General features: G+C 40.2%; 10 protein-coding genes. All 10 read left to right on the forward strand.

Annotated elements, in window-relative coordinates:
- The first annotated feature begins 289 nt into the window (after window positions 1–289).
- Window positions 290–1207, forward strand: coding sequence for a YagK/YfjJ domain-containing protein (locus ACTJIX_RS02050; protein WP_148826626.1), 918 nt, complete (start codon window positions 290–292; stop codon window positions 1205–1207).
- A 66-nt stretch (window positions 1208–1273) separates the two neighbouring features.
- Window positions 1274–1546, forward strand: coding sequence for a hypothetical protein (locus ACTJIX_RS02055; protein WP_148826625.1), 273 nt, complete (start codon window positions 1274–1276; stop codon window positions 1544–1546).
- Between the two features lie 20 nt (window positions 1547–1566).
- Entirely contained in the window at window positions 1567–2601 is a 1035-nt protein-coding gene (locus ACTJIX_RS02060) for a DUF932 domain-containing protein (RefSeq protein WP_440611119.1), read from the forward strand.
- 150 nt (window positions 2602–2751) lie between these two features.
- On the forward strand, window positions 2752–3816 hold the full coding sequence (locus ACTJIX_RS02065; RefSeq protein WP_440611120.1) for a YqaJ viral recombinase family protein: 1065 nt from the start codon (window positions 2752–2754) through the stop codon (window positions 3814–3816).
- Between the two features lie 278 nt (window positions 3817–4094).
- Complete coding sequence (locus tag ACTJIX_RS02070) at window positions 4095–4994, forward strand: recombination directionality factor (protein ID WP_440611121.1); 900 nt, start codon at window positions 4095–4097, stop codon at window positions 4992–4994.
- 96 nt (window positions 4995–5090) lie between these two features.
- Window positions 5091–5321: a helix-turn-helix transcriptional regulator gene (locus ACTJIX_RS02075; RefSeq protein ID WP_004811081.1), complete on the forward strand. Its 231-nt coding sequence runs from the start codon at window positions 5091–5093 to the stop codon at window positions 5319–5321.
- Window positions 5322–5464: 143 nt separating this feature from the next.
- Window positions 5465–7840 (forward strand): EcoAI/FtnUII family type I restriction enzme subunit R, encoded by a 2376-nt coding sequence (gene hsdR, locus ACTJIX_RS02080; protein WP_348905826.1) that lies wholly within the window; start codon window positions 5465–5467, stop codon window positions 7838–7840.
- A gap of 57 nt (window positions 7841–7897) precedes the next feature.
- On the forward strand, window positions 7898–9373 hold the full coding sequence (locus tag ACTJIX_RS02085; protein ID WP_348905825.1) for a type I restriction-modification system subunit M: 1476 nt from the start codon (window positions 7898–7900) through the stop codon (window positions 9371–9373).
- 15 nt (window positions 9374–9388) lie between these two features.
- Window positions 9389–11197: a restriction endonuclease subunit S gene (locus ACTJIX_RS02090; RefSeq protein ID WP_348905824.1), complete on the forward strand. Its 1809-nt coding sequence runs from the start codon at window positions 9389–9391 to the stop codon at window positions 11195–11197.
- Window positions 11197–12168: a DUF3883 domain-containing protein gene (locus ACTJIX_RS02095; protein WP_440611122.1), complete on the forward strand. Its 972-nt coding sequence runs from the start codon at window positions 11197–11199 to the stop codon at window positions 12166–12168. Before ACTJIX_RS02090 ends, ACTJIX_RS02095 begins: the two co-directional genes overlap by 1 nt.
- Window positions 12169–12210: the final 42 nt, after the last annotated feature.

A 12210-nucleotide genomic window follows, 5' to 3' on the forward strand; every position in this document is an offset into this window, starting at 1 on the left:
TACTTAACTTACGCTTCACTTTTCCCTATAAATACAGGGTAATTCGTAAGATTTTCCCTGTTTGCTATAGAAGTAGAGATTTTCATTTTAGTCTTGCGCTTGCTGGCTTATTCAGTTTGAGAATAGCTAGGATATATATTTAATATTATTAAATACTTAAACAACTTAATAACCTTCATCATCCCCAAATGATGAAGGTGTTTTATTGATAAAAATAACCGACCAGCTTGAAAGTTAAAAAATACAGAAGTGTCACTCCTATGGATTTACTCAACATGGAATGACAACGATGAATGAACCACAAGCCTTACTCGATATTGAAAACCTGATGAAAAAAGTGATGAAAAAGAGATATCACTGGCAAGATCTTGATACCGAGATGGATCACTATAACCAATATACAGAAACGTTTTTTAGATCAAACAGGGAATACAGCCCTTTGGTTCAGGCTTACTTTTATATGCAAGCCAAGCGTAAAGTCATGATCGGTGATGAAATGTTTTATCGTCGTCCTGCATTTCAAAAGTTCCAGTCTGACCTACGAACTCGCCACGAACAATTCGTTGATGAATTCTGTGCCAACAATCAGAGGAATCGTAAAAGTGTGTTTAAGTACTTTGATGGGTTGATTGAAAGGCATTGCAAATTATTGCTTGTACGGGTGGATTTATCCTATCGCACTGGACATGATCCAAGTATTGAACGCTTTACTCAAGATATCAAAAGACTGATTAAGCGGGTGCAAGATAAGGATACGATTTTTAAAGATCAGGTCGGGTATGTCTATCGACTGGAGCAAGGAGGTGAAAGCAGCGGTTATCACTGTCATCTCTTGGTGATCTATAACGGATCTTTGCGATGGAGTGCTAATTATCTGGCAATGCAGATAGGTGAGCTCTGGTTGAAAAAAATTACGGGTGGTGATGGTAAATTTTTCAACTGTCATCAATCTGATTACAAGCAGTACCACCAGCAGAAAGATCAGTGGGGGCTTGAATTACTTGAAAGGTCTGATTTGGATAAAAGACGCAAGGCTCAGAAGATGCTTGCTTACTTAGCTGATCCTGAAAAGGATGATCAATATATTCGAGGGCCCTTGTTAGGTATGAGGCAGTTTAGAAAGGGGCAGTTAAAGAAAGAGCAGCGCAAGCGGAAGAACCGTCGATCCCAAAAAATTACAGATATACATCATTTACATGAACTATGAATGTTTATTCCTACATTCAAAGGCTTATCAGACGGTAAGCCTTTTTTCATTTTAGAGGTATATCTTATGAATATTACATGTCCGTATTGCCATTCCGAAAACGTCAGTCGTGTGATTGATCAGCAGTCGCAGAATCAAGGCAGCCTATCATCAGTGACCTGTGCAGGGATTGGAGCAAGCATTTCCAAAAGCTTGCCCTTACCAATCTCACCATGGATGGGTGGGATTGCGGGGGCAGTGGTCGGTGGATTGCTAGATAGCTTCATGCAACCATCCCGTCCAGTAAGTCCACCAATGCGTTACTTTCATTGTCATTCTTGCCAGCGCAATTTTGATTAAACCTGTTTTGGAGAAAGAATATGGCACATCAAATTGAACAAATGGCTTATGTCGGACAAACACCTTGGCATGGTCTTGGCAATCAACTCACTCAGAATCAGCCTATTGAAGTGTGGGCACAGCAGGCAGGCATGGATTGGCGGATTGAATCCTCCGATGTTAGCTACATGGCCCAGAATGAACGAGGGCAGAGCATCATCATGCCCTATGAAGAACAGCGGGTACTGTATCGTTCCGATACCCATGCTCCCTTGTCTGTGGTCAGTCAGCGGTATCAGGAAGTCCAGCCTATGGAAATTCTGGAGTTCTATCGGGATCTAACTGAGCAATCCGGCTTTGAACTGGAAACCGCAGGTGTACTGAAAGGCGGGAAGAAGTTCTGGGCATTGGCCCGTACCGGACAATCTACGGCACTGAAGGGCAAGGATGTCAGTAATGGTTATATTCTGCTGGCAACTGCCTGTGACGGTACGTTGGCCACCACAGCACAGTTCACCAATATCCGGGTGGTATGCAATAACACCTTAGCCATTGCCTTACGTGGACAAAGTAGCAGTGCTGGTGTCGTGAAAGTGCCACACAGTACTAAGTTTGATGCTGACAAAGTTAAGCAGCAATTGGGCATCTCAGTCCGTGCCTGGGATGAGCATATGTATGAGATGAAACAGCTGACTCAGTGTAAAGTCACTCAAGGAGAAGCCGCTGCCTATTTTGATGCCGTGTTTAATAACACTAGCTTAAGTATTGCAGATCAGGAAGAGAACATCATTCAGTTCTATCGCAATATGGCTACTCCAAATCCAGCCAAAGAAAAGCCTGAACCGAATGGACGCGCTATGGCTAAAGTCATGGACATGTTCAATGGACAAGGCCGTGGTGCAGAGCTTAGCTCAGCCAAAGATACCGCTTATGGCTTACTTTGTTCAATTACCGAGTTTGCCGATCATGAACGTCGTGCCATGAGTACCGATCATCGTCTGGACTCTGCTTGGTTTGGTGCAGGTGCTGCGTTAAAGCAGCGTGGACTAGAACAGGCGCTTCGCTTAGTAGTTTAAGTTTCATTTAAGCTAGTGCTATTACAATAATGGTTAAGGGTCATGTAGATGATCCTTCTCCAGTGAAAATCCCCTTTTGCCACATCTCCAGATGTGGCTTTTTTTATGCCGAAAATTTTTACAGACCTCACTCTTTATAAGGATCAGAGCATGAATCAGATTGCACCGATAAATATCCCTCAACGAACTCATTTCCCAATTCCGAATGAAAGCAATCAATCAAATACAGTTGCTAAACGAACAACGACTGCCAAGCGTTTAGCCAATACCAAAAACATGGATTACCAGGAATGGCTGGAAGTACGTAAGCAAGGCATTGGCAGTAGTGATGCCGCAACCGCATGTGGGTTGAATCCCTACATGTCAATGCTGGAACTGTGGATGATTAAAACTGGTCGAACTCAGCAGAATGTTGATGATGACAGCTCAGGCGTTGCACCGCTGTATTGGGGCAAACAGCTAGAGCCATTGGTGGCTGAGTACTACAGTCTGCACACCAATAATAAAGTGAGACGAGTGAATGCCGTGCTTCAGCATCCCGACCCAGACAAAGCTTTTATGTTGGCAAATCTGGATTATGCGGTGGTGGGGAGTGATGACGTCCAGATCCTGGAGTGTAAAACTGCCGGAGAGCATGGTGCCAGGCTATGGCGAGATGGTGTGCCGTTGTACGTGCTGTGTCAGGTGCAACACCAACTTGCAGTGACAGGCAAGCAGGCAGCGCATGTCTGTGTTCTGATCTGTGGGCATGAAACCAAGATCTTTAAAGTCAGCCGTTCTGAATCAGTCATTCGACACATCATTCAGGCAGAGCGTTATTTCTGGGAGTGTGTAGAAACGGATACTCCGCCATCAGTCGATGCCAGTGAATCCGCAGCCAAAGCCATTCTGCAACTCTATCCAGCGCATGTACCCTTGACTGTTGAAGATCTCTCGCAAAATGAAAATGCCAATTTGATGTTCGATCAGCTCATCAAAATGAAGCAAGAGATTCAGTATAAGCAGGAACGCTTTGACCAGCTGAAGCATCACATCCAGATGTTGATGAAAGATGCTGAACGAGCCACCTTTGCCAATGGCTCTGTGGTCTGGAAGAAAGCCAAAGACTCTATCAGCCTGAATACCAAGGCATTACTTCAGCATCAGCCTGAACTCATTGAGCTTTACCCCCTTCAAAAGCCGGGCATTCGTCGTTTCAATATCTATACCGACTAAGCCTATTTCAGCCCATTCAAATAGCGAGGCGCAAAAACCGCTCCCCGCCCTCCATTCGCTAGGAATAGAGGGCAAACGGTCGCGGCTTTTGTTGCTAGCAACGTTATTCATTCATTTTTAGTTGATTCAATTATTTCGAAACATGCTTCTTACATATCTACGGCTGGTCTGCTAGCAATAATCTATTTCTGTTGATTGGATTTATTGAGTGTCTTTGAAACACGTCTCTTACATAGCAGCGGCAAATCTGTAAGAAAATAAATTTAAGGATATTTTCCATGATTAAAGGTTTAGCGATTACACCACCAGCTCTAGGGCGTATCAGTATTGGTCGGGTAGTAGAAAAGAATGGCAAACGCCTACCGGAAAAAGATGATCAGTTCACCATTACTTCTCAGATCCAAAGCAAAGAGGGATGGATTAAACATCCATTAGATGATCAGCTTCGAGCCAATACACCTAATCAAAAGCTGCGCTCAATCCCTGTCAGAATGATCTTCAATGATCCTGATTTGAACTTACGCGCTGAATACACCTTATTTGACCGTCAGACTGGACGGCCAGTCTGTGTCGGTAATGGGGAAATCTGCCAGCGTTTAACCAATCAAGGCGTAGAGCAACATCCCTGTCCATCGCCAGATTTATGTCCTCTTGCTCAAGGTGGCAACTGCAAACCTTATGGGCGTCTACATGTGAATTTAGATGACTCAGATGAGTTTGGCACCTTCATCTTTAGAACCACAGGCTTCAACAGTATTCGGACTTTGGCTGCACGGCTGAGTTATTACCATGCAGCGTCAGGAGGCTTATTGTCTTGTCTGCCTTTGCAACTGACTTTAAGAGGCAAAAGCACCACACAAAGCTATCGTCAGCCGGTGTATTACGTGGATCTGACTTTAAGAGAGAAAGTTAGCCTAAATGAGGCTATTGTTCAGGCGAAGCAAATAGATGAGCAGAGTAAGCAGGCGGGGTTTTATCAGGAGGCTTTGGACTTTACGGCAAGGAAGGGTTTTGCCAATGCGCGATTTGAAACAGATATAGAGGAAGGGTTGGATGTGCTGGATGAATACTATCCTGAACAAGAACAGAACCGGGCAGTGGAGCAACAAACTTCGCCTGAAGGGTTTGTACAAGATATTCAACATGGGTTGCAGCAAAGTGTAAGAGCGGTGAATTAGGCCAAGGTGCTGAAGTATTCAAATTAGTTTTTTACAGAACGTCCTGATTGTTTGAGCGGTAGACAGCTCGCTTAAACAATCTAAGGAGAATCAGTCATGAATACATTTATTGGTCAAACATTTCAAATGAATCAGCTTATCAATATCAAACAAGTTGTGCTGTTTACAGGAGTAGGACGTTCAACTATCTATGAAATGATGGATGAGAATTCACCTTATTACGATCCTACATTCCCAAGGAAAGTTAAAATTACTCAAAATCGTATCGGCTGGTCAGCTTATGAGATCCATCAATGGATTGAAAGTAAGTTGGCGAGTCGAGAATAGAAAGGGAGCCTTTGCTCCCTTATTTTTTTGTTTCAAGCTATTCAACCTAAGTTTAAAAGCATGCAGTATTTGCTTTTATATTTTAGAAATAATGGTTATCTTTAAATATATGATAAAAATTAAGTTATTCGCTTTGAGGATGTATGTCTAAAAAAGATTTGTCAGAACGTGAGATCTGCACTCGTTTTATCTATCCCGCTTTAATAAATACAGGGTGGACAGCGCAACAGATCCGTGAAGAAGTGACTTTTACCAAAGGTCAAATCATGGTTCGTGGCAAATTACATACCCGCGGTGAGACCAAACGTGCAGACTATATTCTTTACTATAAAAAGAACATTCCAATTGCGGTGATTGAAGCCAAAGACAATAAACATACTTTAGGTGCTGGTATGCAGCAAGCGCTTGGTTATGCTGACTGTTTACAAACTCCATTTGTATTTTCAACGAATGGAGATGGTTTCTTATTGCATGACCAGACAGGTTTGTTTAATCCCAATAAGGTGGAAACAGAGTTAGGATTAGATCTATTCCCAGCACCAGATGTGTTATGGAATCTATATCAGCAACATCATGGTGTAATATCCCCTGAAGCCAAAGCTATTGTTGAATTTCCATATTACGATGATGGTACAGATCGCACACCGCGTTATTACCAAACCAATGCAATTAATAAAACTCTAGAAGCGATTGCCCGTGGGCAAGATCGTGTCTTATTGGTCATGGCAACAGGTACAGGCAAGACCTATACAGCCTTTCAGATCATTTGGCGTTTATGGAAGTCGGGTGCAAAAAAACGCATTCTCTTTTTGGCTGACCGTAATATTTTGGTTGATCAAACCAAGAATAATGACTTTAAACCGTTTGGCGATAAGATGACAAAAATCACCAATCGCACGGTTGATAAAAGCTATGAAATCTATCTGTCCTTATACCAGGCTGTAACAGGTTCAGAAGAAGAAAAGAATATTTATAAGCAGTTTACTCCTGAATTCTTTGATCTAATCGTGATTGATGAATGTCATCGTGGCAGTGCTAAAGCAGATTCCGCATGGCGTGACATTCTTGAATATTTTAGTTCAGCGACCCACATTGGTTTAACTGCAACACCCAAAGAAACTAAAGATACATCCAACATCACTTATTTTGGTGAGCCTGTATATACCTATACCTTGAAACAAGGGATTCAAGATGGTTTCCTTGCACCTTACAAAGTGATTCGTATTGATATAGATAAGGATCTGCAAGGGTGGCGACCAGCTAAAGGGCAAAAAGATAAACACGGTAATGAAATCGAAGATCGTATCTTTAACTTAAAAGATATGGATAAAACGCTTGTCCTCGAAAAGCGTACAGAGTTAGTCGCTAGAAAAATTACAGAGTATTTGAACAGTACTGACCCGTATGCCAAAACCATTGTGTTCTGTGACAATATCGATCATGCAGAGCGTATGCGTCAGGCACTTGTGAACCTGAACCCTGAGAAAATTAAAGAAAATCGCAAGTACGTGATGCGCATTACAGGGGATGATCAAGAAGGTAAAGCCGAACTAGATAACTTCATTAACCCTGAAGAACGTTATCCTGTCATTGCAACGACTTCTAAACTCATGACGACAGGGGTTGATGCCCAAACTTGTAAATTGATTGTTCTCGATCAGCATATTCAATCCATGACCGAGTTCAAGCAGATCATTGGTCGTGGTACACGAGTAAATGAAGAGTTTGGAAAGTCTTGGTTCACCATTATGGACTTTAAGAAAGCGACAGAATTATTTAGCGATCCTGCTTTTGATGGTGAACCGGTCGTGATTTATGAACCAAAAGATGGGGAACCGATTATCCCTCCAGAAGAAAAAGACGATGGAGAAGTTGGTGGTGATACAACTGCGGGGCCAACGATTTTCGATCCTCCCACAGATAGTGGCGATGATGATACTGAAGGTGAACCACCTAAAAAATTTGTTGTGAACAATGTTCCTGTGAAAGTTATTGGGGAACGTATTCAGTTCTATGACAATGATGGCAAGTTAGTCACAGAGTCACTTAAAGATTACACCCGTCAGCATATTCTGAAGGATTATGAGTCTTTAGATACCTTTCTTCGAAAATGGAAAGGGGCAAATAAAAAATCGCTAATTATTGAAGAATTTCAAAAGCAAGGTGTGATTTTTGAAGCACTGGAAGATGAAGTTGGTAAGGACTTCGATGCTTTTGATCTGATTTGTCATATTGCTTTTGATCAGCCAGCACTGACTAAAAAAGAACGTGCCAATAACGTCCGTAAACGTAATTACTTTACCAAGTACAACGAGCAGGCGCGTCAGGTGTTAGATGCATTGCTGGACAAGTTTGCTGATCAAGGGATTCAGCCGATTGAAGATGTGCAGATTTTAAAAGTTCCACCTTTTAATCAGATAGGATCACTCATGGAAATTATTCAGTCCTTTGGTTCGGTTGAAGAATATACAAAAGCACTGAAAGAACTGGGCGATCAACTTTACGATGATGTGTCATAAGGTTGCTGTCTGTTAAACTCTTGCACAAATTTAATATTAATGATTTGAAGTCGAATTATGAGCATTTCGGGAACAATTAAGTCTATTCAAGATACCATGCGTGAAGATGTGGGCGTAGATGGTGATGTACAACGTCTAGGTCAGTTGGTTTGGATGCTTTTCCTGAAAGTGATTGATGACCGTGAAAAAGAAGCAGAAACTCTTGCATTTTTTGAAGGCAAGACCTTTAAATCACCAATTCCTGAAGAATTCCGTTGGCGTAACTGGGCAGCTAATGATGAAGGTATTACAGGAGATGCCCTTAAAGACTTTATTGATAATCAGCTCTTCCCAAGATTACAAAATCTTGCTCAGGAAAATGATGATCCTCGTGCCCGTGTAGTACAGTCTGTTTTTGCAGATGCCTATAACTACATGAAATCAGGTGGTCTGATTCGTAAAGTGATTAACCAGATTCAAAAAGGCTTTGACTTTAATAAATCAAGTGAACGTCACGCTTTTGGTGATATTTACGAGCAATTGCTGCGTGATCTGCAAAATGCGAAAAACTCAGGCGAGTTTTATACCCCTCGTGCTGTAACCACGTTTATGGCACAAATTGTTGATCCAAAACTGCATGAATCTGTGCTTGATCCTGCATGTGGTACGGGTGGCTTTTTAACTTCTGCAATTGAGCATAAGCGTGAGCAATATGTGAAAAATGCCGATGATGAAAAAGTCTTGCATGACAGCATTTACGGCATTGAGAAAAAACCTTTACCGCATTTGCTTTGCACCACCAATATGATTTTGCACGGCATAGATGTGCCTGTAAAAATCCGTCGAGACAATACCTTGTCTTATCCATTGATTTCATGGACAGCAGACAAACGTGTGGACGTGATTCTGACTAACCCACCATTTGGGGGGACGGAAGAACAAGGCATTGAGAAGAATTTCCCATCGAAGTTCCAAACCCGTGAAACTGCCGATTTGTTTATGGTGCTGTTGATTCAGCTTTTAAAAGCCAATGGTCGTGCAGCCGTGGTTTTACCTGATGGCTTTATGTTTGGTGAGGGGATTAAAACCGCCATTAAAGAAGAGCTGATGGAGAAATGTAATCTGCATACCATTGTACGTTTACCGAAGTCTGTTTTTGCACCGTACACGTCCATCAGTACCAATATTTTATTCTTCACCAAAGGCAAAAAGACCGAAGATATTTGGTTCTATGAACATCAATTGCCACAAGGCGTAAAAGCGTATAACAAGACTAAGCCGATTCAATTGAAAGAGTTTGATGCATTAAAAGCATGGTGGGGCAATGAGGCTGAGGGTTTTGCCAGTCGTGTTGAAAATGAGCAGGCATGGAAAGTCTCTAAGCAAGAGATTTTAGATCGTAACTACAATTTAGATATTAAGAATCCGCATCAAGCGGAAGAGGAAGTCAAAGACCCTGAGGAATTGTTAGCACAGTATGCGGATTTACAGGCTGAGATCAGCAAAATCCGTAATCAGCTTAAAACGATTTTAGATGAAGCGTTAAGCCAATAATTTAGGGTGAATGAGATGACCAATGTAAAACAGCTCATTACCGAGCATTTGGATATTTGGCTGACTGCGGAAACTGAGAAAAAATCAGGGCGTGGGCGTAGTTCGGGTTCGAATGATACGATTTATGGAGTGCAAAAGCTTCGTGAATTGATTTTGGATTTGGCAGTAAAAGGAAAATTGATACCACAGTGTGAAAAGGATCAAGATGCAAATAGTTTGATAGACTATTCAGTTATACTAAATAATAAAGCTGTTGAAAATGGGATTTTGAAAAAATCTAAAAAGCTTTCATTGATTGATTATAATACTGAATTTAAGAGTATTCCTAGAAAATGGGCGATAACTTCCATTCCTTTTATATTAAAAAATCATGAGTACGCTATAAAACGTGGTCCATTTGGTAGTGCGATTCAAAAATCTTTTTTTGTAGATTCAGGATATAAAATTTACGAACAGCAGCATGCTATTAACGATAATTTTTATATTGGAAATTACTATATTACAGCAGAAAAATTTGAAGAGCTAAAGGCTTTTGAGGTTCAAGCAGAAGATATAATTATTAGTTGTTCGGGAACTGTCGGTAAGGTTGCTATTGCTCCTAATGATCTTGAAGCTGGAATTATTAACCAAGCATTATTAAAAATATCTTTAAATCAAGATATTATGCTGAATAATTATTTTAAAATCTTATTTCCTACGTACTTTATGAAAATTGATAAGTTTTCGAATTTAAAAGGTACTGCCCAAAAAAATATGCCATCAGTAGATGAGATCAAATCTACTCCATTTCTTTTACCACCAATCGAAGAACAACAACGTATCGTTGAAAAAGTCGATGAACTCATGCAACTGTGTGATCAGCTTGAGCAACAACAAACTTTAAGCAGTGATGCGCATGCCACATTGGTCGATACATTACTTAAAGCCCTAACAGAATCAAATGATGCCGATGAGTTTCAAGATAACTGGCAACGCATCGTTGCAAACTTTGATGTGTTATTTACTACGGAACACAGCATTGAACAGTTAAAACAAACGGTTTTACAGCTTGCTGTGATGGGTAAGTTAGTGAAACAAGACCCAAGCGATGAGCCTGCAAGTGAGTTACTAAAAAAAATTGCGGATGAAAAAGCGAAGCTGATTAAAGATGGAATGTTAAAAAAACGGAGCAAAAAGTATAGTTTGCCTATATTGGATCTAGATTTTTCTAGTAATTGGAGTTTAGTTAATTTAGACCAAATCATTTGGAATCTAGATGCGGGCTGGAGCCCTGCTTGTCATCCATACCCAGCTAAAGAAGATAAATGGGGTGTCCTCAAAACAACTTTTGTTCAGTGTAATTATTTTATAAAAGATGAAAATAAGGAATTACCTGAGGAATTAGATCCTCGTATAGAAGCTGAGCTGAAGTCAGGCGATATTTTAGTTACTCGTGCTGGGCCATATAATCGGGTTGGTGTAGCGTGTTATGTTGATAAAATCCGCCCTAAACTCATGATTTCAGATAAGTTAATTAGAATTAGTTATAGTCAGCATAATTTGTATGGGGCTTTTATAGCTCTTGCTATTAACTTAGGTATATCTCGAGATTATTTGAAAGATAATCAGTCAGGAATGGCGGAAAGCCAAGTTAATATTTCTCAGGAAAAACTAAGAGAAGCACCTTTTTTATTGCCACCACTCAATGAACAAAAACGTATAGTAGAAAAAGTAAATCAACTTTTTTCTATCATTGAACAACTTCAAGTTTTACAAAGTAAATTACAGAAAACCAAGCTTCATTTAGCAGATGCTTTGGTAGCGAATGCAGTGGAGGGGGTGTAATGAGTTATCCAATAAACGTCTTCGTTGAAAGTAAGGATGAGCATTTCGCTAATCATATCCACAATTTAGAAAGTTTTTTAATTTATGAAGACTTACAAAAGAGATGTGATGGTAAAGCATTGCATTATGTCGATCATAAAAATGCGCCTTTCATCGCCTACGAGATTTATGAAGGTTTTACATTAGCTTTGAAAGCGAATAAAGATAGTGCAACTTTCTATGTAGATGATGTTCAAGATTTTGGCGAAATATCCAAGCTAAATATTTTTAATGGTAAGATTCAAAGATATGCTAACCCTAAAGAAATACACTCAGCAATTCGCTCAATTCGTGGTATTCAGAATAAAAGTACAATCATTAAAATTTCTAATGTGACTTTTTCACAATATCAAGCATTAATGGCATATGCTTCAACAGCTTCAACAGCTTCAACAGCTTCAACAGCTTCAACAGCTTCAACAGCTTCAACAGCTTCAACAGCTTCAACAGCTTCAACAGCTTCAACAGCTTCAACAGCTTCAACAATGAAAGAACTATCACCTGAAGATTTGTTAAAAAAGCTTGAACGCCAAGATGCCATTGGTATAAAAGGTGAAGACTTTGCCATTGAGTATGAGAAAAAGCGGCTAGAAAAACTCGGTGCTGATCCCTCAAAAATTGATGAATACATCATTGATCGTAGGAAAATCAATGTCAGCCAAGGCTATGACATTGAAAGTTATTTTGGCGGTCAATCACGTTATATAGAAGTCAAAACGACAACAGTAAATGCCGAAGCTGATTTTTTCTTTAGCGCTAATGAGTTTAATGTGCTAAAAGCGAAAGGTGAAGAAGCCTATATCTACAGAGTTGTACTGAGTGAAGATTTAGAATCAATCGTTGAGATTAGAGAAATTAAAAATCCATTTGGTGCTAAAGATACAAGTGATTTTAAAGCAATTGCGTTTAAAGCTAATTTAAATGATTTTTAAATATATGCATGATAGTAGCTATCAATTTTTCATAGTTTAGCT

It is taken from the genome of Acinetobacter sp. 22323 (assembly GCF_052044895.1).
GTDB classification, from domain to species: Bacteria; Pseudomonadota; Gammaproteobacteria; order Pseudomonadales; family Moraxellaceae; genus Acinetobacter; species Acinetobacter schindleri.

Coding starts and splice junctions, on each gene's coding strand:
- ACTJIX_RS02090 (WP_348905824.1), top strand. CDS start 9,389: ATGACCAATGTAAAACAGCTCATTACCGAGCATTTGGATATTTGGCTG.
- ACTJIX_RS02060 (WP_440611119.1), top strand. CDS start 1,567: ATGGCACATCAAATTGAACAAATGGCTTATGTCGGACAAACACCTTGG.
- ACTJIX_RS02075 (WP_004811081.1), top strand. CDS start 5,091: ATGAATACATTTATTGGTCAAACATTTCAAATGAATCAGCTTATCAAT.
- ACTJIX_RS02065 (WP_440611120.1), top strand. CDS start 2,752: ATGAATCAGATTGCACCGATAAATATCCCTCAACGAACTCATTTCCCA.
- ACTJIX_RS02085 (WP_348905825.1), top strand. CDS start 7,898: ATGAGCATTTCGGGAACAATTAAGTCTATTCAAGATACCATGCGTGAA.
- ACTJIX_RS02050 (WP_148826626.1), top strand. CDS start 290: ATGAATGAACCACAAGCCTTACTCGATATTGAAAACCTGATGAAAAAA.
- hsdR (WP_348905826.1), top strand. CDS start 5,465: ATGTCTAAAAAAGATTTGTCAGAACGTGAGATCTGCACTCGTTTTATC.
- ACTJIX_RS02070 (WP_440611121.1), top strand. CDS start 4,095: ATGATTAAAGGTTTAGCGATTACACCACCAGCTCTAGGGCGTATCAGT.
- ACTJIX_RS02095 (WP_440611122.1), top strand. CDS start 11,197: ATGAGTTATCCAATAAACGTCTTCGTTGAAAGTAAGGATGAGCATTTC.
- ACTJIX_RS02055 (WP_148826625.1), top strand. CDS start 1,274: ATGAATATTACATGTCCGTATTGCCATTCCGAAAACGTCAGTCGTGTG.